Annotated in this window: 22 protein-coding genes, 2 tRNA genes and 1 pseudogene; 17 read left to right on the top strand and 8 right to left on the bottom strand. The window is 62.6% G+C overall.

Annotated features, from left to right (window positions below):
- Positions 1–71 precede the first annotated feature (71 nt).
- Positions 72–764, top strand: a pseudogene (locus ACY8GK_RS13555) (methyl-accepting chemotaxis protein); the annotation flags it as partial.
- Between the two features lie 21 nt (positions 765–785).
- Positions 786–1,670, top strand: coding sequence for a methyl-accepting chemotaxis protein (locus tag ACY8GK_RS13550; RefSeq protein WP_462403022.1), 885 nt, complete (start codon positions 786–788; stop codon positions 1,668–1,670).
- A 79-nt stretch (positions 1,671–1,749) separates the two neighbouring features.
- Here the strand turns inward: ACY8GK_RS13550 and ACY8GK_RS13545 are convergent, their stop codons facing one another.
- The 4 genes from ACY8GK_RS13545 to ACY8GK_RS13530 all read right to left on the bottom strand — a co-directional run bounded on the left by ACY8GK_RS13545 (position 1,750) and on the right by ACY8GK_RS13530 (position 4,823).
- Positions 1,750–3,315 (bottom strand): ABC transporter permease, encoded by a 1,566-nt coding sequence (locus ACY8GK_RS13545; protein WP_196176016.1) that lies wholly within the window; start codon positions 3,313–3,315, stop codon positions 1,750–1,752.
- Positions 3,315–4,328: an extracellular solute-binding protein gene (locus tag ACY8GK_RS13540; protein WP_462401441.1), complete on the bottom strand. Its 1,014-nt coding sequence runs from the start codon at positions 4,326–4,328 to the stop codon at positions 3,315–3,317. The genes ACY8GK_RS13545 and ACY8GK_RS13540 overlap by 1 nt, the downstream gene beginning before the upstream one ends.
- A gap of 230 nt (positions 4,329–4,558) precedes the next feature.
- Positions 4,559–4,645: transfer RNA gene (locus ACY8GK_RS13535), tRNA-Leu, on the bottom strand.
- Positions 4,646–4,736: 91 nt separating this feature from the next.
- Positions 4,737–4,823 (bottom strand) — tRNA-Leu (locus tag ACY8GK_RS13530).
- A 285-nt stretch (positions 4,824–5,108) separates the two neighbouring features.
- On the opposite strand from ACY8GK_RS13530, the gene rnr reads away from it, so the two are divergent.
- The 8 genes from rnr (at position 5,109) to ACY8GK_RS13490 (ending at position 14,765) form a co-directional block, all read left to right on the top strand.
- Positions 5,109–7,694: a ribonuclease R gene (gene rnr / locus ACY8GK_RS13525; protein WP_462401440.1), complete on the top strand. Its 2,586-nt coding sequence runs from the start codon at positions 5,109–5,111 to the stop codon at positions 7,692–7,694.
- Complete coding sequence (gene rlmB, locus ACY8GK_RS13520; protein WP_196176022.1) at positions 7,691–8,437, top strand: 23S rRNA (guanosine(2251)-2'-O)-methyltransferase RlmB; 747 nt, start codon at positions 7,691–7,693, stop codon at positions 8,435–8,437. Before rnr ends, rlmB begins: the two co-directional genes overlap by 4 nt.
- A gap of 248 nt (positions 8,438–8,685) precedes the next feature.
- A complete protein-coding gene (rpsF, locus tag ACY8GK_RS13515) occupies positions 8,686–9,111 on the top strand; it encodes a 30S ribosomal protein S6 (protein WP_196176024.1) in 426 nt (141 codons plus the stop codon).
- A gap of 29 nt (positions 9,112–9,140) precedes the next feature.
- On the top strand, positions 9,141–9,371 hold the full coding sequence (gene rpsR / locus ACY8GK_RS13510) for a 30S ribosomal protein S18 (protein ID WP_009403887.1): 231 nt from the start codon (positions 9,141–9,143) through the stop codon (positions 9,369–9,371).
- Positions 9,372–9,405: 34 nt separating this feature from the next.
- Entirely contained in the window at positions 9,406–10,299 is an 894-nt protein-coding gene (locus ACY8GK_RS13505; RefSeq protein WP_196176025.1) for a YybS family protein, read from the top strand.
- A gap of 20 nt (positions 10,300–10,319) precedes the next feature.
- On the top strand, positions 10,320–10,766 hold the full coding sequence (gene rplI, locus ACY8GK_RS13500; protein ID WP_196176027.1) for a 50S ribosomal protein L9: 447 nt from the start codon (positions 10,320–10,322) through the stop codon (positions 10,764–10,766).
- A gap of 110 nt (positions 10,767–10,876) precedes the next feature.
- Positions 10,877–12,274 (top strand): replicative DNA helicase, encoded by a 1,398-nt coding sequence (gene dnaB, locus ACY8GK_RS13495; RefSeq protein WP_196176029.1) that lies wholly within the window; start codon positions 10,877–10,879, stop codon positions 12,272–12,274.
- Positions 12,275–12,464: 190 nt separating this feature from the next.
- Positions 12,465–14,765 carry a YgiQ family radical SAM protein gene (locus ACY8GK_RS13490; RefSeq protein ID WP_462401439.1) on the top strand — a complete coding sequence of 767 codons (2,301 nt, stop codon included), beginning with the start codon at positions 12,465–12,467 and terminating at the stop codon, positions 14,763–14,765.
- A gap of 199 nt (positions 14,766–14,964) precedes the next feature.
- Here ACY8GK_RS13490 and ACY8GK_RS13485 read toward each other — a convergent pair whose 3' ends face one another.
- Positions 14,965–15,552, bottom strand: a complete 588-nt coding sequence (locus ACY8GK_RS13485) for an LOG family protein (RefSeq protein WP_196176033.1) — start codon at positions 15,550–15,552, stop codon at positions 14,965–14,967.
- Positions 15,553–15,900: 348 nt separating this feature from the next.
- On the opposite strand from ACY8GK_RS13485, the gene azu reads away from it, so the two are divergent.
- The gene (azu, locus tag ACY8GK_RS13480) at positions 15,901–16,350 is read left to right on the top strand and encodes an azurin (protein WP_462401438.1); all 450 of its coding nucleotides are present in this window, start codon (positions 15,901–15,903) and stop codon (positions 16,348–16,350) included.
- A gap of 58 nt (positions 16,351–16,408) precedes the next feature.
- Here the strand turns inward: azu and nadE are convergent, their stop codons facing one another.
- Positions 16,409–17,236, bottom strand: coding sequence for an ammonia-dependent NAD(+) synthetase (gene nadE, locus ACY8GK_RS13475; RefSeq protein WP_196176037.1), 828 nt, complete (start codon positions 17,234–17,236; stop codon positions 16,409–16,411).
- A 3-nt stretch (positions 17,237–17,239) separates the two neighbouring features.
- A complete protein-coding gene (pncB, locus tag ACY8GK_RS13470; protein ID WP_462401437.1) occupies positions 17,240–18,445 on the bottom strand; it encodes a nicotinate phosphoribosyltransferase in 1,206 nt (401 codons plus the stop codon).
- Between the two features lie 499 nt (positions 18,446–18,944).
- Here pncB and ACY8GK_RS13465 point away from each other — a divergent pair, with 499 nt between their 5' ends.
- From ACY8GK_RS13465 to ACY8GK_RS13440, 6 genes are all read left to right on the top strand, one after another.
- Entirely contained in the window at positions 18,945–20,081 is a 1,137-nt protein-coding gene (locus ACY8GK_RS13465; protein ID WP_196176042.1) for a branched-chain amino acid ABC transporter substrate-binding protein, read from the top strand.
- A gap of 151 nt (positions 20,082–20,232) precedes the next feature.
- A complete protein-coding gene (locus ACY8GK_RS13460; RefSeq protein WP_196176043.1) occupies positions 20,233–21,147 on the top strand; it encodes an ABC transporter permease subunit in 915 nt (304 codons plus the stop codon).
- Positions 21,148–21,149: 2 nt separating this feature from the next.
- On the top strand, positions 21,150–22,439 hold the full coding sequence (livM, locus tag ACY8GK_RS13455) for a high-affinity branched-chain amino acid ABC transporter permease LivM (protein WP_196176045.1): 1,290 nt from the start codon (positions 21,150–21,152) through the stop codon (positions 22,437–22,439).
- Complete coding sequence (locus ACY8GK_RS13450; protein WP_196176047.1) at positions 22,436–23,311, top strand: ABC transporter ATP-binding protein; 876 nt, start codon at positions 22,436–22,438, stop codon at positions 23,309–23,311. Before livM ends, ACY8GK_RS13450 begins: the two co-directional genes overlap by 4 nt.
- Positions 23,308–24,024 carry an ABC transporter ATP-binding protein gene (locus ACY8GK_RS13445; RefSeq protein ID WP_196176049.1) on the top strand — a complete coding sequence of 239 codons (717 nt, stop codon included), beginning with the start codon at positions 23,308–23,310 and terminating at the stop codon, positions 24,022–24,024. The genes ACY8GK_RS13450 and ACY8GK_RS13445 overlap by 4 nt, the downstream gene beginning before the upstream one ends.
- A gap of 647 nt (positions 24,025–24,671) precedes the next feature.
- Positions 24,672–25,439, top strand: coding sequence for an SDR family oxidoreductase (locus ACY8GK_RS13440; protein WP_196176050.1), 768 nt, complete (start codon positions 24,672–24,674; stop codon positions 25,437–25,439).
- A gap of 204 nt (positions 25,440–25,643) precedes the next feature.
- Here the strand turns inward: ACY8GK_RS13440 and ACY8GK_RS13435 are convergent, their stop codons facing one another.
- Entirely contained in the window at positions 25,644–25,844 is a 201-nt protein-coding gene (locus ACY8GK_RS13435) for a hypothetical protein (RefSeq protein ID WP_462401436.1), read from the bottom strand.
- Between the last annotated feature and the right edge of the window lie 121 nt (positions 25,845–25,965).

The raw sequence follows: 25,965 nt of genomic DNA, 5'->3' as shown, positions 1-25,965 counted from the left end.
ATCGACTGCAGAGCGAACAGCAGCAGTTGCGGGCCACCCTCGAGAAGCATCTCAAGGATTCAGCCAACGACATGGCCGAGTTGCTAGCCTCGGTCGCGCCGCGGGCCATCTGGGACAGCGACGTACCGATGCTTTCCGAGTTCGCCCGACGTGCCCAGCGCAACCCCAACGTGCTTTTCGTCATCTATGACGACGCCCAGGGGCAGCATCTGACTCGCTATCTCAACCGACAGAATCCGATCAACCAGGCCCTGATACAGAACGGCGAGGGTGAGCGAACGTTGGACAGGGTGCTGGATGCAGCGCGCAAGGACGCATCGGTGTACCTGGTCGAGGCGCCAATCAGTCCCAACGGGGTCGAAATCGGCAAAGTGCTCATGGGCGTCTCGACGGCTGGCGTGGATCAGGAGCTCAAGGCGCTGGACGAGCGCTTCGCTGCGTTGATCGGCAGCGCCGGGCAACTGGTCGGCGACAGCCTGGGCGGCGCCGCGGCCGACAGTGGCAAGGCTTTGCAGGCACGCCTGGAAACCGCGCAAGGCACGGCCAATGCGATGCAGGCAAGCGCCGAGCAGACCGTGCATGAAGCCACCACGGCGCTGCGCTGGCGGCTGGGCGTGGGGCTGGTGCTGATCGGTCTGGTCGTGCTGCTGGTCGTGGCGGTAGTGCTGGGGCGTCGTGTGGTCAGCAAGTTGCGCCTGCTGATCACTGCGCTGGATGACCTGGCCGCTGGCGAAGGTGACCTGACCCGGCGAGTCCCGCTCGACAGCCGCGACGAGATCGGCGACATGGCTTCGGCGGTCAATCGCTTCGTCGCCAAGCTGCAGCCCATCGTGCGCGAGGCGGGGGAAGTGGCACAGCGTACCGGGGTGGAGATCGATGCCATGGCCCAGCGCAGCGCCGGGGCCGATGCGGCGGCCGCCTTGCAGCGTGATGCGGTGGCCGCCAGCCTGCAGGATCTGTCGAGCATGGCCGATGAAGCTCAGGCCGAAAGCCATGCCATGCAGGCGGCCCTGCGGCAGGTCGCGGATATTCGTATGGCTTGCGATGAAAACAGCCAGGTCTCTGCTCAGCTCGCCAACCTGATCGAGAGCTTGGCAGGGCAGGTCGAAACCGGCTCGGCAGTGATCGAGCGACTGGCCAGGCAGAGCGAGCAGATCGAGATGGTACTGACGGTGATTCACGGCATCGCCGAGCAGACCAACCTGCTGGCGCTCAATGCCGCGATCGAAGCGGCACGCGCCGGCGACAGTGGGCGTGGCTTCGCCGTGGTAGCCGATGAGGTCCGGGCGCTTGCCAGCAAGACCCAGCGCTCCACCGGCGATATCCAGGCACACATCGCGGCCTTGCAGCGTGGTGCCCGCGAGGCGGTCGCTTCCATTGGTCAAGCCGGACAGCAGGCCGGCCAAGGGTTGCTGGTACTGCGTGACAATCAACGCCGCCAGCATGCGATGCAGGCGGCGGTGGAGCAGGTACACACCGCGATCGGGCTGGCCACCCAGGCCGCCGAGCAACAGTCCCAAGGTGCCCAGGCGGTGCGCGGACGCGTGCAGACCATCCATGCCCAGGCGCAGCGCTCGGCCGAGATCGTGAGACAGACGTCGGCCAGCAGCAAGGTGCTCGATGACCTGGCGGTACAGTTGCGGGGGAGCCTGGGCCAGTTCAAGGCTTGAGCGAGGAGGGAATGGAACCCGCTAGGCTCTGCGAGCGCAGCCAGGCAGTGGTTTGCCGGGCTGCGCTCGCAGGCAATGCTCAGGCCTTGTTCAGGTACATGCGCGTGGTCAGCAGATAGACCGGCAGCCCCGAGACCAGCACCAGCAATGCCGCATAGGGCGCCGCGGCGGCGAACTCGACATTGGCGGTGTGTGCCCAGACTTCGGTTGCCAGGGTCGTCATGCCGGTCGGACTGAGCAGCAAGGTGGCGGTGAGCTCCTTCATGGCATCGAGGAATACCAGCGCGAACGCCGCCGCCAGGGCCGGGAAGATGATCGGCAAGGTGACCCGGCAAAATGCCGCGAAGCTGCTGGCGCCGAGCGTTCGCGCTGCCTCTTCCAGAGTCGGCGAGGCCTTGTTCAAGGCCGTGCGCACCGGTGCCTGGGCCAGTGGCAGGAACAGCAGCGCATAAGCCAGGATCAGCAGCGCGGTGGTCTGGTAGAGCAATGGCACATAGTGCAGGGCGAAGAATACCAAGGTCAGCGCAATGACCAGGCCGGGCAGGGCATGCAGCAGGTAAGGCAGGCGCTCGGCCCAGATCGCCAGGCGACCTTTGTAGCGCACCACCAGGAAGCTGATCGGCAGTGCCAACAGTACGCAGAAGCCGGCTCCGCCAAGGGAGACCGAGAGCGAGGTGAGCAAGGCCTTGCCGATCTCGGCGATCGGGAAGGCTGCCGACGAGCCGATGCTCAGCCAGTAGCCGAGCATCGCCAGCGGAATCCCGCTGCCCAGCAGCGCAAGGCCGATGCACAGCAGCTGCCCGGCGGGCATCCAGCCGCGCAGCTTCACTGGTTGCGCGCGCCGTGCCACTCCCTGGCCGATGCGCACATGCCGCGACTTGCCGCGCACCCGCAATTCGAGCCAGAGCATCACCAAGCACAGCGCCAGAAGTACCGCCGAAAGCATGGCTGCGTTGGCGTTGCTGAACTCCAGCTCGAATTGCTGGTAGATCGCCGTGGTAAAGGTTTGCAGGCCAAGGATCGACAGTGCGCCGAATTCCACCAGCATGTGCAGGGCGATCAGCAGTGCGCCGCCGAGCATGGCCGGCCATAGCAGCGGCAGGGTGATCTTGATGAACACGCCCCAGCGGCTGCAGCCCAGGGTTCGTGCCGACTCCTCCAGAGAGGTGTCGAGGTTGCGCAAGGTGGCGGCTACCGGCAGGAATACCAGCGGGTACTTGGATAGTGTCATCACCAGGATCGCCCCGCCCAGACCCTCGAAGTCCGCGCTCAGGGAAACCCAGGTAAAGCTGCTGACGAACGAAGGCATGGCGAATGGCAAGCACAGCACCACGCCCCACAGGCGTCGCCCTGGCATGTCGCTGCGCTCCAGCAGCCAGGCCAGGGCCAGGCCGATCGCCAGGCAGGCTGCCGTGACGCCTGCCATCAGCAGCAAGGTATTGCGCAGCAAGCCCCAGACGAAGGGGCGCCATAACAGGTGCAAGGCTTCGCGCCAACCGGCTTCCCAGGTCTTGAGCGCGACATACAACAATGGCAGCAAGCTCATCGCTACCAGCAACAACACCGGTAGCACCACCCAGATGGAGGGCCGTCGGCGGCGAGGTACGTAGCGAACCAGGGCTGGCTCGGGCAGGGCGGCAGTCATCAGAGCAGACCGACCTCGCGTTCAAGCTCCAGGGCTTCCTCGGCGTTGCCCAGGTCGGCCGGGGTGATCTTCGGCGGACGCAGTTCTTCGAACGGTTTCAGGCCCTGGTCGGAAACCATGCCCTTGTGCAGCGGATACTCGGCCGTGGTCTGGGTGATGACCCGCTGGCCTTCCTCGCTAGCCATCCAGTGCAGCAGCGCCTGCGCTTCCTTCGGATGCTTGCTGGCCTTGACCGCCGCCGCGCCGGAAATGGTCACCAGGCCGCCCGCATCGCCATCGGCCAGGTAGTAGAGTTTCGAATCGAGCTGGCCGCGCTCGCGCTTGAGGGCATACCAGTAGTAGTTGTTCACCAGTACCGCGGCGACTTCGCCTTTTTCCACGGCCTTGAGCGCGACCATGTTGTTGGTATAGGTTTTGCCGAAGGCTTTCAGGCCGGTCAGCCAGTCCTCGGCAGCCTCGCGCCCGTGCAGCTTCAGGATGGCCACGGCCTGTTCCTGAAAGGCACCGCTGGTCGGAACGAAGCCGACGCGGCCATCCCACTCGGGATTGGCGAAATCCATCACCGACTTGGGCAGCTCGCTTTCATCGATCTTCTTGGGGTTGAACACCACTACACGGGTTCGCGCGGTCACGCCCATCCAGGTGCCATTGGCGGCGACATATTCCTTGGGCAGCATGTCCAGCGTGGCATCATCGATCTTCGCCAGCAGTCCCAGCTCGCCGAGGTTGTTCAAAGGCGGCGATTCCTCGGTGTAGATGATATCGGCTGGCGAGCGGTCACCTTCCTCGATGATCTGGCTGGCCAGCTGGTTGCTGCTGCCCTTGCGGATATCGATATGGATGCCAGTCTTGGCCTCGTAGGCCTTGGCGATGGCCTCGCCGATTTCCTTGTGCTGGCCGTTGTACATGGTCAACGTGACCGGTTCGTCTGCCATGGCGGCCGGAGCGCCGACAACCAGGCTCAGGACGGCGGCGGCCAAGGTGCGCATCAGCGCTTGCGGACGGATCGTCATGCGGGTACTTCCTCGCTTACGGCTACATATTTGGAAACAATGGTAAACGAAATCGTTTCTCAAGTGGCCGAATGGCGAAAAATTCATGACTGAAGTGACACAGTGACGCCAGGACGGCGCGCGGCTCGCCTGCGTCAAAGGCATGGCCAGCGTGAAGCGAGACAGGCTTGGCCGTCTGGGCTGAATCACGAGCAAGAAAAAACCCACTAGCAAGCTAGTGGGTTTTTGTATGGTGCCCAGGAGAAGACTCGAACTTCCACGACCGTTAAGTCACTGATACCTGAAACCAGCGCGTCTACCAATTCCGCCACCTGGGCAAATCTTTAAATCTTCAGTCTGTAGCGTTCGAGCGCGACAGCTGATGCTACACAGTGACAGACGAATCTGTTATCTATCACTTTGAAATCTTGGTGCCCAGGAGAAGACTCGAACTTCCACGACCGTTAAGTCACTGATACCTGAAACCAGCGCGTCTACCAATTCCGCCACCTGGGCACATCATCGAGATCGCTTTCATGCAAGAGCACGGGGTGCTTTACATCGTTGCCATTCTCAACTACAACGTCGGGTGTCCGTCGTCGTGGTGCGCACTATACGGACGTGCCTGATGCCTGTAAAGCCCTGGATCGAAAAAAATATCAAAAACCTCAACCTGTTGATTTCAATGGCATGTCAGCCGCTTTCCAGGCTCGCGGCGGGGCTGTCCAACACCGAAATTTCCGGTTTCAATACGTCTATGCCAAACTCTCTCCCTATATACACCAAGGTGAACCCCTCCTGATGGCCGATTGGCAATCCCTCGATCCCGAGGCCGCCCGAGAAGCGGAAAAATACGAGAATCCCATCCCCAGCCGAGAGCTGATCCTGCAACACCTTGCCGATCGCGGCGAGCCGGCCGCGCGCGAGCAGCTGGCCAGCGAATTCGGCCTTCATGAAGAAGACCAGATCGAAGCCCTGCGCCGCCGCCTGCGCGCCATGGAGCGCGATGGCCAGCTGATCTACACCCGGCGCGGCACCTATGCCCCGGTGGACAAGCTGGACCTGATCTGTGGCCGGGTTTCCGGCCATCGCGATGGCTTCGGGTTCCTCATCCCCGATGATGGCAGCGAAGACCTGTTCCTCAGCCCGACGCAGATGCGCCTGGTGTTCGATGGCGATCGCGCCTTGGCGCGGGTGTCCGGCGTCGATCGTCGCGGTCGCCGCGAGGGCGCGCTGGTCGAGGTGATTTCCCGCGCGCATGAAAGCGTGGTGGGGCGCTACTTCGAGGAAGGCGGCATCGGCTATGTCACCCCGGACAATCCGAAGATCCAGCAGGAAGTGCTGGTGACCGCCGGTCGCAATGGCGGTGCCCGGGTCGGCCAGTTCGTCGAGATCAAGATCACCCACTGGCCGACGCCTCGCTTCCAGCCGCAAGGCGATGTGGTGGAAGTGATCGGCAACTACATGGCGCCGGGGATGGAAATCGACGTCGCCCTGCGCAGCTACGACATTCCGCACGTCTGGCCCGAGGCGGTGACCAAGGAAGCGCGCAAGTTCCGCTCCGAAGTCGAGGAAAAGGACAAGGAAAAGCGCATCGATTTGCGCCACCTGCCGTTCGTCACCATCGATGGCGAGGACGCTCGCGACTTCGACGACGCCGTCTACTGCGAGCCCCTGGGCAAGCTGCGGCTGTTCTCTGGCGGCTGGCGCCTGTACGTGGCGATCGCCGATGTCTCCAGCTACGTGCGCCTGGGCTCGGCGCTCGACGTCGAGGCCCAGCAGCGTGGCAACTCGGTGTATTTCCCCGAGCGGGTGGTGCCGATGCTGCCGGAGGAGCTGTCCAACGGGCTGTGCTCGCTGAACCCGCATGTCGATCGCCTGGCCATGGTCTGCGAGATGACCATCAACAAGGCCGGACAGATGGTCGACTACCAGTTCTACGAGGCGGTCATCCACTCCCACGCGCGGCTGACCTACAACAAGGTCAGCAGCATGCTCGAGCACGCCCGTACTCGCGAAGGCAAGGCCCTGCGCCAGGAGTACAGCGAGGTGTTGCCCGACCTCAAGCACCTGTACACCCTGTACAAGGCCTTGGTCGCGGCTCGCCACACCCGCGGCGCGATCGATTTCGAAACCCAGGAAACCCGCATCATCTTTGGCGCCGAGCGCAAGATCGCGGAGATCCGCCCGACCGTGCGCAACGATGCCCACAAGCTCATCGAGGAATGCATGCTTGCGGCCAACGTGGCCACCGCCGAGTTCCTGCAAAAACATGGCGTACCGGCGCTGTATCGGGTGCATGACGGCCCGCCGCCGGAGCGCCTGGAAAAGCTCCGCGCCTTTCTCGGCGAGCTCGGCCTGTCACTGCACAAGGGCAAGGAGCCTTCGCCGAAGGACTACCAGGCCCTGCTGGCCAACATCGCCGATCGTCCGGATTTCCACCTGATCCAGACCGTGATGCTGCGCTCGCTGAGCCAGGCGGTCTATAGCGTCGACAACAATGGCCACTTCGGCCTGAACTACGAAGCCTATACCCACTTCACCTCGCCGATCCGTCGCTATCCGGACCTGCTCGTGCACCGGGCCATCCGCAGCGTGATCCGCTCGAAGGTCGAGACGCCGCACGTCAAGCGTGCCGGTGCCCCGAGCATTCCCAAGGCGCGTATCTATCCATACGACGAGAACACCCTCGACCAGCTGGGCGAGCAGTGCTCGCTGACCGAGCGTCGCGCCGACGAGGCGACCCGCGACGTGGTCAACTGGCTCAAGTGCGAGTACATGAAAGATCGCGTCGGCGAGACCTTCCCTGGCGTGATCACCGCGGTGACCGGCTTCGGCATCTTCGTCGAGCTGACCGACATCTATGTGGAAGGCCTGGTGCATGTCAGCGCCTTGCCGGGCGACTACTATCACTTCGATCCGCTCCATCATCGCTTGTCCGGCGAGCGTAGCGGCCGCAGTTTCCGTCTGGGCGACACGGTGGACGTCAAGGTCATGCGCGTGAACCTGGACGAACGCAAGATCGATTTCGAGGTCGCCGAAAGCACGCTGGCGGCCTCGGTCGGACGCAAGGCGCGCACCGGCGCGGCGAAGCCCGCAACCCTGGCCGCCGACGAAACGCAAGGCAAGGCCGCTGCCAAACCTAAGGCGGCCGCGCGCGCGCGCAAGGGTGAAAGCGCCGAAGCCTATTTCGCCCGCGATGCGGTGCAACGCAACGCCGAAGTGCGCAAGAGCCGGGAAATGAAGAAAGCGCTCATGGGCGAGGCGCGCGGTAGCCATGGCGGCGGCAAGGCGGACAAGTCCGGCAAGTCGACCGGCAAGCCCACCAAGCATCGCAAGGGACCCTCGAAATCGAGCGCGCCACGCAAAGGCAAGAGCAAGTCATGAGTCAGCTGGAAAAGATCTACGGCGTACATGCCGTGCAGGCACTGCTCGACCATCATCCACGGCGGGTCAAACAGATCTGGCTGTCCGAGGGGCGTAGCGAACCACGCCTGCAGCGATTGCTCGAACTGGCCGCCGAGAACCGTGTGCCGGTCGGGCAGGCCGAGCGCCGCGAACTGGATGCCTGGGTCGAGGGCGTGCACCAGGGCGTGGTGGCCGAGGTCAGTCCCAGCCAGGTCTGGGGCGAGGCGATGCTCGAGGAACTGCTCGAGCGCAGCGAGCGGGCGCCGTTGATCCTGGTGCTCGACGGCGTCACCGACCCGCACAACCTCGGCGCCTGCCTGCGCACCGCTGACGCGGCCGGCGTCACCGCCGTGGTGATCCCCAAGGACAAGTCGGCGACCTTGACTCCAGTGGTGCGCAAGGTCGCCTGCGGCGCCGCGGAAGTCATTCCCCTGGTGGCCGTGACCAACCTGGCCCGTACCCTGGAGAAGCTCCAGCAGCGCGGTCTGTGGGTGGTCGGGACGGCAGGCGAAGCCGAGCAGCAGATCTACCAGCAGGACCTGACCGGCCCGCTGGTGATGATCATGGGCGCAGAAGGCAAGGGCATGCGCCGGCTTACCCGCGACCATTGCGATTTCCTGGTGAAGTTGCCGATGGCCGGCAGCGTCAGCAGTCTGAATGTGTCCGTCGCCACCGGCGTATGCCTGTTCGAGGCCGTGCGCCAGCGCCAGGCCAAGCCCTGACGGGTTGCCAGGGGAGCCCGCCACCGCTTGCAGCTTGCTTGCAACTGTATGGTGGAGTGCTCCCCGAAGTCACCATCGCTGTTCAAATAATCGCCAATCACCTTGCTTGTCCGTCGTGCCTTCTCTACAATTGCGCCCCTTGCCCGCAGGCAGGTGCGCATGTGCCTTTCTCTTGGCGAGACATACAGTGTCATTCACTCCTTGTCTGACCAGGTCGCTGGCAGACTACTAACCCGTAAGGAGCATTCATGCGTCATTACGAAATCATCTTCCTGGTCCACCCTGACCAGAGCGAGCAAGTCGGCGGCATGGTCGAGCGCTACACCAAGCTGATCGAAGAAGATGGTGGCAAGATCCACCGCCTGGAAGACTGGGGCCGTCGTCAGCTGGCCTACGCGATCAACAACGTTCACAAGGCTCACTACGTGATGCTGAACGTCGAGTGCACCGGCAAGGCCCTGGCCGAGCTGGAAGACAACTTCCGCTACAACGATGCCGTGATCCGTAACCTGATCATCCGTCGCGACGAAGCCGTCACCGGTCAGTCCGAGATGCTCAAGGCCGAAGAGAACCGCAGCGAGCGCCGTGAGCGTCGCGAGCGTCCTGAGCATGCCGAGTCCGCCGAAGGCGACGACAGCAATGACAGCGACAACAGCGATAACGCTGACGAGTAATCCACGGACCTTTTTGAGGAGCCCATTACATGGCACGTTTCTTCCGTCGTCGTAAATTCTGCCGCTTCACCGCCGAAGACGTGAAAGAGATCGACTACAAAGATCTCAACACCCTGAAAGCTTACGTATCCGAAACCGGCAAGATCGTTCCGAGCCGTATCACCGGTACCAAGGCTCGTTATCAGCGTCAGCTGGCTACCGCTATCAAGCGCGCCCGCTTCCTGGCCCTGCTGCCCTACACCGACAGCCACGGCCGCTGAGACCGGGCGATCGACAGGTAGCAAGGGATAGAGCATGCGAGCGTTGGCTGATTTCATCATGCGCGGTCGCGTGCAGGCCACTGTGGTGGTGGTCGGTTGTGCGGCGCTGCCGCTGTTGTTCTGGTTGAGTGCCGCCGCCGGGAGCCTGGTGTTCCTGCGGCGCGGTTTCAAGGACGCCTCCTCGGTCGTCGCCTGGGCATTGCTGCCCGCGCTGGCCTGGTGGGTCTTCGGCGAACCGCGCACCTTGATGGTGCTGCTGGGAACGCTGGGGCTGGCTGCGCTGCTGCGCGCCGGCCATTCCTGGAGCCGGGTGCTGTTGTACAGCGTCGCCCTGGGCCTGTTGTACGGTGTGATCCTGGGTTCGGTGTTCCGCGAACCGATCGAAGCTCTGGCGCGAGCACTTGAAAAAGTCCTGCCGCAGATGCTCGACGGTCTCTACCAGAATCTTTCGGTAGAGGAGCAAGGCCGTCTGGGAACGCTGATCGTACCGGTGCTCGTCGGCCTGTTCGCGGCGGCCCTGCAGATCGTCACCGTACTGACCCTGATGCTGGGGCGGTACTGGCAGGCCGCGTTGTACAACCCGGGTGGTTTCGCGCGTGAGTTTCAGGCGGCGCGGATCCCCCTGGTGCCAGCACTGATACTGCTGGCGTGCATGTTGTTCGGGCCCAGCTTCGGTTCAGGCCTGGCACTGCTCACGCCGCTGTGCAGTGTGCCGCTCCTGTTCGCAGGCATCGCCCTGCTGCATGGGCTGGTGGCGCGCAAACGACTGGCCAGGTTCTGGCTGATCGGGATGTACGTAACGCTGGTGCTGTTCATGCAGCTGACCTATCCGTTGCTCGTGGTCTTGGCCATTGTCGACAGCCTGATTGATTTTCGCGGTCGCACGTCTCCCTCCAAGGGTGACGGTTCCGCGAACGGTGAAGGTTAAAAGTTAAGAGGTTTTACCAAATGGAACTGATCCTGCTGGAAAAAGTCGCCAACCTGGGCAACCTGGGCGATAAAGTCAAAGTAAAAGCCGGCTACGGCCGTAACTTCCTGCTGCCTTTCGGCAAGGCCGTCGCTGCCAACGCTGCCAACCTGGCTGCGTTCGAAGAGCGTCGCGCCGAGCTGGAAAAAGCTGCTGCCGACCGCAAGGCCTCGGCTGAAAGCCGCGCTGCCCAACTGGCCGAGCTGGAAGTGACCATCACCGCCACCGCTGGCGATGAAGGCAAGCTGTTCGGTTCGATCGGCACCCACGACATCGCTGACGCCCTGACCGCCTCCGGCGTGGAAGTGGCCAAGGCCGAGGTTCGTCTGCCGAACGGCACCATCCGTAACGTCGGCGAATACGACGTTGCCGTGCACCTGCACAGCGACGTCGAAGCCACCGTTCGCGTGGTCGTCGTCGCCGCCTAAGCTGTACCGATCGGCTGGCTCCCCGCGTGCCAGCCGGTTAACATCGGGCACGCTCCTGCATCGCAGGTCGTGCCCTTTGTCTTTTTCACCACCCAGATTTTCCAGTGGACATGAACGAGATCTCCAACTCCGAACAGCTGGACCTGCAAACCGCAGCGCTCAAGGTGCCGCCGCATTCCATCGAGGCCGAACAGGCCGTGCTCGGTGGCCTGATGCTGGACAACAATGCCTGGGAGCGAGTGCTGGACCAGGTCTCGGACGGCGATTTCTACCGTCATGACCATCGCCTGATCTTCCGCGCCATTCACAAGCTGGCGGACCAGAACCAGCCGTTCGACGTGGTCACGCTGCACGAGCAGCTAGACAAGGAGGGTCTGTCATCGCAGGTTGGCGGCCTCGGCTACCTGGGCGAGCTGGCCAAGAACACTCCGTCGGTGGCCAACATCAAGGCCTACGCGCAGATCATCCGCGAGCGGGCGACGCTGCGACAGTTGATCAGCATCAGCAACGACATCGCCGACAATGCCTTCAATCCGCAGGGGCGCAATGCCGAGGAAATCCTCGACGACGCCGAGCGACAGATCTTCCAGATCGCCGAAGCCCGGCCCAAGACCGGTGGCCCCGTGGGCGTCAACGAGCTGCTGACCAAGGCCATCGACCGTATCGACACCTTGTTCAACTCCGATAGCGATCTTACCGGGGTGTCCACCGGCTATACCGACCTGGACGAGAAGACCAGCGGGCTGCAACCTTCCGACCTGATCATCGTTGCCGGGCGTCCGTCGATGGGCAAGACCACCTTCGCCATGAACCTGGTGGAAAATGCCGTGTTGCGCAGCGACAAGGCCGTACTGGTGTTCTCGCTGGAGATGCCAGGCGAGTCGCTGATCATGCGTATGCTTTCGTCGCTCGGGCGTATCGACCAGACCAAGGTCCGTTCCGGTCAGCTCGACGACGATGACTGGCCGCGCCTCACCTCGGCGGTCAACCTGCTCAACGATCGCAAGCTGTTCATCGACGACACCGCCGGAATCAGCCCGTCGGAAATGCGCGCGCGTACCCGCCGCCTGGCGCGCGAGCACGGCGAGATCGGGCTGATCATGGTCGACTACCTGCAGCTGATGCAGATTCCCGGTTCGGCCGGCGACAACCGCACCAACGAGATTTCGGAGATCTCCCGCTCGCTCAAGGCCCTGGCCAAGGAATTCAACTGTCCGGTCGTCGCCCTGTCGCAGCTCAACCGTTCGCTGGAGCAGCGCCCCAACAAACGTCCGGTCAACTCGGACCTTCGTGAGTCCGGAGCGATCGAGCAGGATGCCGACGTGATCATGTTCGTCTACCGCGACGAGGTATATCACCCGGAGACCGAGCACAAGGGCATTGCCGAAATCATCATCGGCAAACAGCGTAACGGCCCGATCGGCTTCGTACGCCTGGCGTTCATCGGCAAGTACACGCGGTTCGAGAACCTGGCGCCGGGTAGCTACAACTTCGATGACGATGAGTGATCCGTTCGTCCGTTTCGTAGCCAATCCCTAGCTTGAGCGCTGCGCATTTCAAGCAGCGGAAGCAGCGCAGCCTCGCATGGATGACAAAGACCTGGTGTGGGTAAATCCGACCATGATGGTCGGATGTGATCAAAATTTGTGCTATATTCCGCGCCCGCGATTTCCCTGCACACCAACACCGGTCATTGACATGCAAGCAGCCAAGCCTCTCTACGACTATCCCAAGTACTGGGCCGAATGCTTCGGCCCGGCGCCGTTCCTGCCGATGAGCAGGGAGGAGATGGATCAGCTGGGCTGGGACTCCTGCGACATCATCATCGTGACCGGCGACGCCTACGTCGACCATCCATCCTTCGGCATGGCGATCATTGGCCGCCTGCTGGAAGCGCAGGGCTTTCGGGTGGGGATCATTGCCCAGCCGAACTGGCAGTCGAAGGACGACTTCATGAAGCTCGGCGAGCCGAACCTGTTCTTCGGTGTCGCGGCCGGCAACATGGATTCGATGATCAACCGCTACACGGCGGACAAGAAGATCCGCTCCGACGATGCCTACACCCCTGGCGGGATGGCCGGCATGCGCCCGGACCGGGCCAGCCTGGTATACAGCCAGCGCTGCAAGGAAGCCTACAAGCATGTGCCGATCGTGCTCGGTGGCATCGAGGCTTCGCTGCGCCGCATCGCCCATTACGACTACTGGCAGGACAAGGTTCGTCATTCGATTCTGATCGACGCCTGTGCCGATATCCTGCTGTTCGGCAACGCCGAGCGCGCAGTGGTCGAAGTGGCCCAGCGACTGGCCTTCGGCGAGAAGATCGAGGACATCACCGATGTGCGCGGCACCGCCTTGGTACGACGCGATACGCCCGACGGCTGGTACGAGATCGACTCCACGCGCATCGACCGTCCGGGCAAGGTCGACAAGATCATCAACCCGTACGTCAATACCCAGGACATGCAAGCCTGCGCCATCGAGCAAGCCAAGGGCGAAGTGCAGGACCCGAACGAAGCCAAGGTGGTGCAGATCCTGGAAAGCCCGCGCATGACGCGTGAAAAGACGGTCATCCGCCTGCCCTCGTTCGAAAAGGTGCGCAATGACCCGGTGCTGTATGCCCATGCCAACCGCGTGCTGCACCTGGAAACCAACCCCGGTAACGCTCGTGCGCTGGTGCAGAAGCACGGCGAAGCAGATGTCTGGTTCAACCCGCCGCCGATTCCCATGAGCACCGAGGAAATGGACTATGTGTTCGGCATGCCCTATGCACGCGTGCCGCATCCGGCCTATGGCAAGGCGCGTATCCCGGCCTACGAGATGATCCGTTTCTCGGTGAACATCATGCGTGGCTGTTTCGGTGGATGCACCTTCTGCTCGATCACCGAGCACGAAGGGCGGATCATCCAGAACCGCTCGCACGACTCGATCCTGCGCGAGATCGAAGAGATGCGCGACAAGGTGCCGGGCTTCACCGGCGTGGTGTCGGACCTCGGCGGGCCGACGGCCAACATGTACCGCATCGCGTGCAAGAGTCACGACATCGAGAAGCATTGCCGCAAGCCGTCCTGTGTGTTCCCAGGCATCTGCGAGAACCTCGATACCGACCACAGCTCGCTGATCTCGCTGTACCGCAAGGCCCGTGCGCTGCCGGGCGTAAAGAAGATCCTGATCGCCTCGGGCCTGCGTTATGACTTGGCTGTCGAATCGCCCGAGTACGTCAAGGAGCTGGTGACCCATCACGTCGGTGGCTACCTGAAGATCGCCCCGGAGCATACCGAGCGTGGTCCGCTGGACAAGATGATGAAGCCGGGCATTGGCACCTATGACCGCTTCAAGCGCATGTTCGAGAAGTTCTCGAAAGAAGCGGGCAAGGAGCAGTACCTGATTCCGTACTTCATCGCCGCGCATCCAGGCACGACCGACGAAGACATGATGAACCTGGCGCTCTGGCTCAAGGGCAACGGCTTCCGCGCCGACCAGGTGCAGGCGTTCTACCCCTCGCCCATGGCATCGGCTACCGCCATGTACCATTCGGGCAAGAACCCGCTGCGCAAGGTCACCTACAAGAGCGAAGGCGTGGAAATCGTCAAGAGCGAGGCGCAGCGACGCCTGCACAAGGCATTCCTGCGCTATCACGATCCCAAGGGTTGGCCGATGCTGCGCGAAGCCCTGGAACGCATGGGGCGAAGCGACCTGATCGGGCCGGGCAAACACCAGCTGGTCCCGCTGCACCAGCCCCAGACAGACAGCTACCAGAGCGCGCGACGCAAGAACTCGACGCCCTCGGGCAGCCACAAGGTGGGCAAGGAGCAGAAGATCCTCACTCAGCACAACGGCCTGCCGCCACGCGCCAGTGACGGCAGCAAGCCATGGGACAAGCGTGAACAGGCCAAGGCCGAGGCTTTCGCGCGCAACCAGAAGGCGGCCAAGGAACGCAAGGAGGCGGCCAAGGGCGGCAAGGCTAACCGCAAGCAGCGCCAGCCAGTCCTGCCGCGCTGATCGAGGGTTGGGCCGGGACGATGTCTTGCGCAGGTTCCCCAGGCCCCTGTGGCGTTACCCTGGTAGCGCCATCGGTGCTGGTGAAGCGGCTCGCCGTCGAGGCGCCGGACCGGTCACGATAGGGCGCAGCGGCCTCGGGATCGGGTAAGCGACGGCGTCCTGAACGAGCTTGCAGGGATATTCGTATGGTTTGCCTTCCTCAACCCGGATTGGTCTGGACCCATTTCGGCGCCACTGGCGCCTCGAACCGCTCCATCGCGTCCAGCAGTTGGTCCGCCTGGTCGCCCAGCAGCAGCATGGCGCGATGCTGCGCACGGACGAAGCCTTCGTCGACGATGTGGTCGAGAAAGCTGCCGAGTTTCGTGTAGAAGCCGTTCACGTCCAGCAGCCCCAGCGGCTTGGCGTGGTAGCCCAGCTGGCCCCAGGTCCAGACTTCGAACAGCTCTTCGAGCGTGCCGAGCCCGCCAGGCAGCGCGATGAAAGCGTCGCTCAGCGCTGCCATGCGCGCCTTGCGCGCGTGCATGCCGTCCACCACCTCCAGGCGGGTCAGGCCGGCATGGCCTATCTCGGCATCCTTGAGACTTTGCGGGATGATCCCGATGACTTCGCCACCAGCAGCCAGGGCCGCATCGGCGACGATCCCCATCAGGCCGACCGCGCCACCACCGTAGACCAGGGTCAGGCCACGACGGGCAATGGCCTGGCCCAGGGCGATGGCTGCTTCGCGGTAGAGCGGATTGGCGCCAATGCTGGCGCCACAAAAGACACAGACGGAACGTACGGGCATTGTTCTTCTCCACTGAAAGGCCCGCACAGGATAAGGGTCGACACCCTTTCACTCCAGCGAAGCATCACTCAGGTCGAGCGAATTCGCACACGGCCGCGCCACTGGCGCCACAAGCGTAGGCAGCCAGCAGGCCGCGCATCAAGCTACCAAGGGACATCGCAATTACTCCTAAATGATCGATTGTTCGATGGTCCGATAAAAGTGCATGATGTGCCGCAAGATTATCTGCATGCGCCCCATAGAACACTTCAACTGCCCGACTGTGCATGCTTGACCTGGGTCAGACGGCAGTCGTTGCTTTCGGGCAGTCTTGCGATGGACAAGAAAACCCTGCCAAGGAGATTCACGATGTTCGCAAAAGCCGTTGCGGTATCCCTGCTGACGCTCGCCAGTACCTCCCTGTTCGCCGCCGAATGCGCGGTGACTGTCGACTCCACCGACCAGATGACCTATACCACCAAGGAATTCACGGTCGACAAGAGCTGCAAGGCGTTCACCGTCACGCTGACCCATTCCGGCAACCTGCCGAAGAATGTCATGGGCCACAACCTGGTCATCAGCAAGACCGCGGACATGCAGGCAATTGCCACCGAAGGCATGGGTCAGGGCCTGGACAAGGAATACCTGAAGGCGGACGATCCGCGGATCATCGCCCATACCAAGCTGATTGGCGCTGCGGAGAAGCAGGACAGCATCACGCTGGACCTGTCCAGGCTCGAAGCCGGCGGTGACTACAGCTTCTTCTGCACCTTCCCTGGCCACGTCGCGATGATGAAGGGCAAGGTCATCGTCAAGTGACCGATGGTTGCGACGAACGCGGGGCAAGCCGGTATCCCGGCTTGCCCCGCGTCGCATTTCATGGCGCGAAAGGCAGTTCGCGCTTGTGCTGGGTCTTGCGATAGGTAGCCACGATGGTGTCGAAGGCTTCCTGGCTGACCGGCTCGCCATGCAGGAAGGCGTCGATGTCGCGGTAGGTGACGCCATGGGCCAGCTCGTCCGGCTTGCCCGGCGCCAGGTCCTCGAGATCGGCGGTCGGCACTTTTTCCACCAGGGCGTCAGGCGCGCCGAGACGGCGGGCAATGGCACGTACCTGGTTCTTCACCAGACCGCTCAGAGGCGCCAGGTCACAGGCACCATCGCCGAACTTGGTGAAGAAGCCCATCACCGCCTCGGCCGCATGGTCCGTACCGATCACCAGGCCCTGGCAGGCACCAGCGATGGTGTACTGGGCGATCATGCGCATGCGCGCCTTGACGTTGCCGGTCACGAAATCGACCAGGCCCGGCGAGCCATCGGCAAGTACCTTGGTCTCGGCCACCAGGCCCTTGACCGCCGGCGCGATGTCGATCGTCTGGACCTCGTCGGCCTTGATCACATCCAGGCAGGCCTGGGCATCCTTTTCGTCATGCTGCACATGGTAGGGCAGGCGCACCCCGATGAAACGATAGGCCGCGTCGCCGGTTTCGTCGCGCAGTTCGTTGATCGCGCGCTGGGCCAGCAGCGCGGCGGCCAGCGAGTCGACGCCGCCGCTGATCCCCAGCACCAGTGTCTTGAGCCTGGCATCGGCCAGGCGCTGCTTGATGAACGTCACCCGTCGGGCGATCTCGCGATCGAGGGCGGCGTCGTCGGCGAACGGGGGCTGCACCTTCAGTTGCTGGGCAATTTCGCGCTGGACGGCTTGCATGGGCTACTCCTTGTTGGGGACTTTGAACACATGACGCAGGTAGGTGACGAAGTTCGCGTCGCGGCACTGGGTCTTGGCCGCCTCGTCGGAAATCTTCGCCACGGGCGACCCGTTGCAGTCGGTCATCTTGAGTACGATGCTCATGGGCGTCACACCCGGGATATCGCAGGTCAGGTTGGTGCCGATGCCGAAGCTGACATTGATACGACCACGCAACGCACGGAAGATCGCCAGGGATCGCGGCAAGTTCAGGCCATCGGAAAAGACCAGGGTCTTGGTCATCGGGTCGATGCCGAGCTTGCGGTAATGGGCGATGGCCTTCTCGGCCCAGGCGACCGGATCGCCCGAGTCATGGCGCAGGCCGTCGAACAGCTTGGCGAAGTACAGGTCGAAGTCGCCGAGGAAGGCGTCCATGGTGATGCAATCGGTCAGGGCGATGCCGAGCAGGCCACGGTATTCGCGAACCCAGCAGTCCAGTGCGGCGATCTGGCTGTCGATCAGCCGTGGCCCCAATTGCTGGTGCGCCATGATCCATTCATGGGCCATGGTGCCCAATGGCTTGATGTCGAGCTTCCAGGCCAGGTCGACGTTGCTGGTGCCGACGAAGCGCGCCGGGAAATCATCGCGCAGCACGGTCACTATCTCTTCCTGCACCCGGCTGGAGAAACGCCGACGGGTGCCGAAATCGGCGACCTGCAGGGCATCGAGCTCTTCGTCGCTGGCGTTGGCGCGCAGCCATTCGAACTTGCGATACAGCTGCTCGCGGGCTTCGCTCAGGCGCATGGCCGGATGCAGGTGACGGTTGCGCACTTCGCTGATGATCGCCAGCAGCGGCACCTCGAACAGGATCACATGGAGCCACGGGCCGCGCAGGCGCAGGAACAGCTGGTCGTTCTCGATACCGATGCGCACATAGCGCAGGTTGAAGCGGAACAGGCCGAGAAAGCGCAGGAAGTCCGGCTTGAGGAAACTGATTCGCTCGAGAAACGGCAACTGTCCGTCATCCAGGGTGAGTTCGCCGAGCAGCTCGAGCTGATGACGGATGTCGCCAAGGTATGGACGCAAGTCCTCGCCATTGCGGCAACGGAATTCCCACTCGACGTCGGCATCGGGGTAGTTGTGCAGGACGGCCTGCATCATGGTCAGCTTGTAGAAGTCGGTGTCGAGCAGGTTATGCACGATGCGCTCGGCAAATGCGCTCTCGCTCATTGAGGGGCTCCAAGGTCGGCGGCGCTAGGCGATGGGCACGAGCGCGCGGTAGTTGCAGACATTGTGCCAGCCTTTTGCGCCACGATGAGCAAAAAACCCCGATCAGTCGGTTGGCCCGCGCCTTTGATGTCGTCGCTGCGGTAGCTGCAGAAACCCTGCCGCTTTTCCGGGCAGCAGCTAGCCTTGAAACAGTGCCTTGCGTAGCAGGCGTGCACTGGCGATGTGCATATCGGTGACGTTGGCCGTTACACGCCTGCGTAATGATGGCACTACCCAGGTTGCAATGATGGCTTCCAGTGGTTGCGCCCTCAGCGGAACGGGAGTTGCGCCAGTCGCGAAGCCATCGGTCGCAAGCGTGGTGGCACGCAGTTGCCTGGCAGCCGAGAGCCTTGGCTGAAAAGTGTTTTCCCGGAAGACAAAACGAATGGCACGCCGCTTGCTCACAGCTGATCGCTCGATGTTGTAGTGCCTACCAAAAAAAATCTAGGAGCACCACCTCATGTCGCAGACGTTCTACAAGAAAGGTTTTTTGGCCATTGCCGTCGCTTCGGCATTGGGTCTCTCTTCATACGTGCAAGCCGACCTGAAGATCGGCGTGGCGGGGCCCATGACCGGGGCCAACGCAGCGTTCGGCGAGCAATACATGAAAGGTGCCCAGGCCGCGGCGGACAAGATCAACGCGGCCGGAGGCGTCAATGGGGAAAAGATCGTCCTGGTCAGAGGCGACGATGCCTGCGAGCCCAAGCAGGCCGTGGCCGTGGCCAACCGGCTGGTGGACCAGGACAAGGTGGCCGGCGTGGTCGGCCACTTCTGTTCCTCCTCGACCATCCCGGCATCCGAGGTGTATGACGAGGCCGGGGTGATCGCCATCACGCCTGGCTCGACCAACCCGCAGGTGACCGAACGCGGGCTCACCGGCATGTTCCGCATGTGCGGCCGCGACGACCAGCAAGGGATCGTCGCTGGCAACTACATCGTCGACGTGCTCAAGGGCAAGAAGGTGGTGGTGCTGCATGACAAGGATACCTACGGCCAGGGCCTGGCCGATGCGACCAAGGCGCAACTGGAAAAACGTGGCGTCAAGCCGGTGCTCTACGAGGGCCTGACCCGTGGCGAAAAGGACTTCAGTGCGGTAGTGACCAAGATTCGCGCCGCCGGTGCCGACGTCGTGTACTTCGGCGGCCTGCATCCCGAAGCCGGCCCCCTGGTCCGGCAGTTGCGCGAGCAGGGCCTCAAGGACGTGCCGTTCATGTCCGATGACGGCATCGTCACCGACGAACTGGTGGCGACCGCCGGCGGTGCCCAATACACCAACGGCGTGTACATGACCTTCGGTGCCGACCCGCGCCTGCTGCCCGACAGCAAGGCGGTGGTCGAGGAGTTCCGCAAGGGCGGTACCGAACCGGAAGGCTACACGCTCTATGCCTACGCCTCGATCCAGGCATTGGCCGCCGCGTTCAACGGTGCCAAGTCCAACAAGGGCGAGGATGCCGCCGAGTGGCTCAAGGCCAACCCGGTCAAGACCGTCATGGGCGAGAAGAAGTGGGACCACAAAGGCGACCTGACCGTCTCGGACTACGTGGTCTACCAGTGGGACGCCAACGGCAAGTATCACCAGCTGGAAAAACAACAATAACGACGCCAGCCGGCCCGGACAGCGCTTCGGGCCGGGCTCGACGGTACCCGTCTTCATTCGTGGATCTGCACGGTTCCGCGCTGCATGGGCGCGTCATTCCAGCCCCTGCGCGGTTGGCGCTGGTGCGGTCTCAATCAGGTGAGATTGCGTTATGGATGGTATTTTCCTTCAGCAACTGGTCAATGGGCTGACCCTCGGGTCGGTCTATGGCTTGATCGCCATCGGCTACACAATGGTCTATGGCATCATCGGCATGATCAACTTCGCGCACGGCGAGGTGTACATGATCTCCGCTTACCTTGCGGCGATCAGCCTGGCATTGCTGGCCTGGTTCGGCATCGAGTCCTTTCCGCTGCTGATGCTCGGCACGCTGTTGTTCACCATCGTGGTCACTGGTGTCTATGGCTTCACCATCGAGCGCATCGCCTACAAGCCGTTGCGCAACTCCACCCGCCTGGCGCCGCTGATCAGCGCCATCGGCATCTCGCTGATCCTGCAGAACTATGCGCAGATCAGCCAGGGCGCCCGCCAGCAAGGAGTGCCGACCCTGCTCGAAGGCGCCTGGCGCGTCGAGGTCGGCACCGGCTTCGTGCAGTTGACCTATACCAAGATCTTCATCCTCGTCGCCGCTTTCGTCGGCATGGGCCTGCTCACCTACGTGATCAAGTACACCAAGCTTGGCCGCATGTGCCGTGCCACCCAGCAGGATCGCAAGATGGCCTCGATCCTGGGCATCAACACCGATCGGGTGATTTCCTACGTGTTCGTCATCGGCGCGGTGATGGCGGCGCTGGCCGGCGTGCTGATCACCATGAACTACGGCACCTTCGATTTCTATGCCGGCTTCATCATCGGCATCAAGGCGTTCACCGCGGCGGTGCTGGGCGGTATCGGCTCGCTGCCGGGCGCCATGCTCGGCGGCATCGTGCTGGGCATATCGGAGTCGCTGTTCTCCGGCCTGATCAATTCCGACTACAAGGATGTGTTCAGCTTCTCGCTGCTGGTGCTGATCCTCATCTTCCGTCCCCAAGGCCTGCTGGGCCGCCCGCTCGTGGCTAAGGTGTGAACATGTCCGCTGCCAATCCTGTTTCCTCTGGTATCGATGTCAAACGCAGCCTGGTCGAGACCCTCGTCGCCGGGTTGCTGGCACTGATCGTCTTCGGCCCGGTGGTCGGCGTAGTGCTCGACGGCTACAGCTTCAACGCCGAGCCGACACGCGTGGCCTGGCTGGTCGGCGGGGTGATGGCGGGGCGCCTGCTGCTCAGCCTGTATCTGCAGAGCGCTACCGGTCAGCGGGTGCTCCAGGGCTTCGAAAGCGGTGGCTCCGGCGTGCATGTGCTGGAGCCGGGCTACAAGTCGCGGCTGCGCTGGATCATCCCCGCACTGATCGTGATTGCCGTGGTGTTTCCCTTCTTCGCCAACAAGTACCTGCTCACCGTGGTGATCCTCGGGCTGATCTACGTGCTGCTCGGCCTGGGACTCAATATCGTGGTGGGCCTGGCCGGGTTGCTTGACCTGGGTTACGTGGCCTTCTACGCCATCGGTGCCTACGGCCTGGCGCTGGGCTACCAGTACCTGGGGCTGGGCTTCTGGAGCGTGCTGCCGCTGGCCGCCATCGCCGCGGCGCTGGCAGGCTGCATCCTCGGCTTCCCGGTGCTGCGCATGCATGGCGACTACCTGGCGATCGTGACCCTGGGCTTTGGCGAGATCATCCGTCTGGTGCTCAACAACTGGCTATCGTTCACTGGTGGCCCCAACGGCATGCCGGCACCTTCGCCGACTTTTCTCGGCCTGGAGTTCGGCCGCAGGGCCAAGGATGGCGGGGTGCCGTTCCACGAGTTCTTCGGCATCGCCTACAACCCCAACCTGAAATTCCTGTTCATCTATATCGTGCTGTTCCTGGTGGTACTGGCGGTGCTGTACATCAAGCACCGGCTGACCCGCATGCCGGTGGGACGCGCCTGGGAAGCGCTGCGCGAAGACGAGATCGCCTGTCGTTCCATGGGCCTCAACCACGTGCTGGTCAAGCTCTCGGCGTTCACCCTGGGAGCGTCCACGGCGGGCCTTGCGGGCGTGTTCTTCGCCACCTACCAGGGCTTCGTCAACCCGTCGTCCTTCACCTTCTTCGAGTCGGCGCTGATCCTGGCCATCGTCGTGCTGGGTGGCATGGGGTCGACGGTGGGCGTGGTGATCGCCGCCTTCGTCCTGACCGTCGCGCCGGAACTGCTGCGCAGCTTCTCGGAATACCGGGTGCTGCTGTTCGGCGTATTGATGGTGTTGATGATGATCTGGCGACCACGCGGACTGATCCGCATCAGCCGCACCGGTGTCGAGCTACGCAAGGGGGTGGCGCCATGAGCGATGAAATCATTCTGTCGGTGGATAACCTGATGATGCAGTTCGGCGGCATCAAGGCCCTGAGCGATGTCAGCCTGAAGGTGCGACGCAACCAGATCTTCGCCTTGATCGGCCCCAATGGCGCTGGCAAGACCACCGTGTTCAACTGCCTGACCGGCTTCTACAAGGCCAGCGGCGGACGCATCGAGCTGAACCTGCGCGGCGGCCGGACCGATGTCATCCAGCTGCTGGGCGAACGCTTCCAGCCAGCGGACTTCCTCTCGCCAGCGCGCTTTGCCGAGCGGGTGTACTACAAGATGTTCGGTGGAACCCATCTGGTCAATCGTGCCGGACTGGCCCGAACCTTCCAGAACATTCGCCTGTTCCGGGAAATGTCGGTCGTGGAAAACCTGCTGGTGGCCCAGCACATGTGGGTCAACCGTAACCTGCTGGCCGGCGTGCTCAATACCCGGGCCTACCGCCAGGCCGAGAGCGATGCGCTGGACCATGCATTCTACTGGCTGGAAGTGGTCGACCTGGTGAGTTGCGCCAACCGCTTGGCCGGCGAACTCTCCTACGGACAGCAACGGCGCCTGGAAATTGCCCGTGCCATGTGTACGCGCCCTGGCATCATCTGCCTGGACGAGCCGGCGGCCGGCCTCAACCCGCAGGAAACCGAAGCCCTGAGCCGGATGATCCGCGTGCTGCGCGACGAGCACGACATCACCGTGGTGCTGATCGAACATGACATGGGCATGGTCATGAGCATCTCCGATCATATCGTCGTGCTCGATCACGGCACCGTGATCGCCGAAGGCCCGCCACAGGACATCCGTAACAATCCGACGGTGATCGCTGCCTATCTGGGCGCCGATGAAGAGGAACTGGCATGAGTGGACCGATTCTGGAACTGCGTGACCTGGACGTGTTCTACGGCCCGATCCAGGCCCTGCGCAAGGTATCGCTGCATATCGACGAGGGCGAGACGGTGAGCCTGATCGGTGCCAACGGCGCCGGCAAGTCGACCCTGCTGATGTCCATCTTCGGCCAGCCGCGCGCCGCGTCCGGCCAGGTCGTCTATCGCGGCATCGACATCACCCGCAAGTCGTCCCACTACATCGCCTCCAATGGCATCGCCCAGTCGCCGGAAGGGCGACGAGTCTTCCCGGACATGACGGTGGAAGAGAACCTGATGATGGGTACCATCCCCATCGGCGACAAGTACGCCAACGAGGACATGCAACGCATGTACGAGCTGTTCCCGCGCCTTAAGGAGCGGCGCAACCAGCGGGCAATGACCATGTCCGGAGGCGAACAGCAGATGCTGGCCATCGCCCGTGCGCTGATGAGTCGGCCTCGCCTGCTGCTGCTCGACGAACCTTCGCTGGGGCTGGCGCCGATCGTGGTCAAGCAGATCTTCGCCACCTTGCGCGAACTGGCCAGCACTGGCATGACCATCTTCCTGGTCGAGCAGAACGCCAACCATGCACTGAAGCTGTCGGACCGGGCCTATGTCATGGTCAACGGACAGATCCGCATGAGCGGTACCGGGGAGCAACTGTTGGCCAACGAAGAGGTGCGCAACGCTTACCTGGGTGGACACTGAAAGAGTGTGTCCAGTCTGGGCATCGGGCAATCATCGGCTGGCCGGCTTGTCTGCGGCCCGTTCCGGTTGCACGGAGGCGCTCCGCGGCATGTGGACAACCTGTCGCACCCTAGCGCTGTCGCGTGCCTTGCGATTCGGGCGAGCGGACGTTTTTCCACAGCCAGCGATTGTCCACGGTTCGTGTGGAACCGGCTGTGGAAAACATGGTGGTATGTCGCTGGAGCCTTCTAGAACAAAGGCCTGCGCGTATTTGTTGGTTTTTTGATCGATTGAGTACGGGAGCGTCTTGCAGGGCCTTGTCGGTACCTGACAAGGCCTTGGCTCGTGCTTGAACAAGCTGTGGACAAGTCTGTGGGCAAGCCTTGGAAAGAATGCTGTAGGCAGCATGGTTGGCAGCGTTGGGCCATCATCCTGTGGTGATGCATAAGGCGATCTAGATGCCAGGGAAATAACAGGTCGGAAAGTTTCCCCCAATCCATGGGGAAAGCCTTGTGGATAAGATGCGTATATCCCCTGGGATGCCCGTACCGGCAAGGCCTCCAAGGGATTGATCAAATTTTGTACAGATTGGCAAGCCACTTGCTGGCAACCTGAACGGCAGGCATGCTGCAACGCCTGCCGCAGATATCCACAGCAAGGAGAAGAGCATGAAGCCCACCATTTTCATCACTGGCGCCACGTCCGGTTTTGGCGAGGCGACCGCCCGCCGCTTCGCCGAGGCTGGCTGGTCGCTGGTCATCACCGGTCGCCGCAGGGAGCGCCTTGATGCGTTGCGCGAGGAACTGTCGGCCAAGGCCGAGGTGCATGCGCTGGTCGTCGACGTGCGTGACCGCCAGGCCATGGAGCAGGCGATCGCCCAACTGCCACCGGCATTCGCCAAGCTTCGCGCATTGGTCAACAACGCCGGGCTAGCGCTGGGTGTCGAGCCGGCGCAGGCGTGCAGCCTGGATGACTGGGAAACCATGGTAGACACCAACATCAAGGGCCTGATGTACACCACCCGCCTGCTGCTGCCGCGCCTGATCGCCCATGGGCGCGGCGCAAGCATCCTCAACGTCGGGTCGGTGGCGGGCAACTATCCCTATCCAGGCAGCAACGTGTACGGCGGTACCAAAGCCTTCGTCGGCCAGTTCTCGCTGAGCTTGCGCTGTGACCTGCGTGGGACGGGCGTGCGGGTCAGCAACATCGAGCCTGGCCTGTGCGAAAGCGAGTTCTCGCTGGTCCGTTTCGGCGGGGACCAGGACCGCTATGACGCCACTTATGCCGGCGCCGAGCCGATCCAGCCCCAGGATATCGCCGAAACCATCTTCTGGATGATCAACCAGCCGGCGCACGTCAATATCAACAGCCTCGAGCTGATGCCGGTGAGCCAGGACTGGGCCGGGTTCGCCATCGATCGCTCGGCAAAACGCTGAGTATCGGGCCAGGGTCCGGATCAGCGCTGCACGGATCCGAATCCCCGGTTCCTTGCCTGCTGGCCGAGGTTCGTACAGCAAGTGGCGAGCGGCGATCCAACAGGCAAGCTAGGTTCACGAGTTGCCAGTGAGCATTTCGAGCCTGTATTCAACGCGACAGGATCGTCGTGCAGGCACGCGTTGCAAGAAGCCTGAGTTGCGCTGCTAATCGGCTTTGGCACGATGCAGGTAGGTATCGTTTTCCTTCATCACGGCCAGCTGCTGCAATACATCGTTGATGGCATCGTGCAGACCGATATCCTTGCTGTTGGCTTTTTTGTTCAGGATGCGTTGCAGGCTCAACAGGTAGTCGAGCCGAGCTTGGGAGAGGTCCTTGAGCTTGTTGCCGCTGATCCTGCTTTCCACGCGTGTGATTTCTTGTTCAAGCCAGGTACCGAATGCCGGTTCAATGCCCATGATCGCGTCCCCGTCGATGAATGACAGGGCGACAATAGCATCGACAGCAGAGCGTGAAAAACTGGCAGAA

The organism is Pseudomonas sp. Marseille-QA0332 (assembly GCF_054950175.1).
This window is presented reverse-complemented; position numbering and strand designations above follow the sequence as displayed.